The organism is Blastopirellula marina (genome assembly GCF_002967715.1).
In the GTDB taxonomy this organism is placed as follows: domain Bacteria; phylum Planctomycetota; class Planctomycetia; order Pirellulales; family Pirellulaceae; genus Bremerella; species Bremerella marina_B.
The window spans coordinates 1-709 of the sequence record NZ_PUIA01000062.1 but is presented as its reverse complement, the minus strand read 5'-3'; the positions used below and the strand labels follow the sequence as shown (position 1 = coordinate 709).

General features: G+C 57.4%; 1 pseudogene. It reads right to left on the bottom strand.

Annotated features, from left to right (window positions below):
• Window positions 1-359 precede the first annotated feature (359 nt).
• Window positions 360-709 (bottom strand): annotated as a pseudogene (locus C5Y96_RS19510) (hypothetical protein); the annotation flags it as partial.

Here is a 709-nt window from a genome sequence, read left to right as displayed (position 1 = left end):
TTCGTCGTCATCTTCGGGTTAGGACTTGTTAGCTACTAAGGTAGTAGCTTTGGGGACTTGCGATACGTTTTCGAGACGGTCGCGCCTCTGCTCGTGCTGACCTTCGTCCTGTCGTATCTGTTCTACGCCGCAGAGTCAAGTTTTAACTGGTGGGGGTTGAGTTTGCTCGGCCGCTTCCAGAATTGGCGGATGGAGAAGGCGAAGGGCCAGCGTTGAGTGAGGGAGAGTCTTAGGTGGCTTGGCGTTGGATTGGAAACGCTGGCCGTAGCTCTACTTGCGTCCGCTTTTCCCTCGCTCGCGCGTCGGGCTACTATGTTTTGCTTTGCTTCACGCCGCATTCCCTCGGCTCGCGCCTCGGGTTAGTGTGTTGGGGCTGCATCGACGGGCGGACTGGACTGGTTGGTTTCATTTTTTTCTTCGGCCGGCGGCAATATGTATCGTTGGTAGCAATAGGTCGGGTCAATTTCCAGCGGGACGATCTTTCCTGAACTGATCATCCGATCCCAGGTCGGGCCGAACTTGCTGCCGGACATGCCGCTGTTGGCGCGGATGTTGTATTTCGTGAGGCCGTTGGGGCCGGCGTCGAGCAACGCGCGGCGGAGTTGCGACTCTAGCTTCTCGAACTTCACGTCTTCTTTCGCCTGCTTCATGGCGGCTTCGATTTCGCTCGCTGCGCGCAAGGTGACGTTCCAACGCCTTCCGCCTTCGT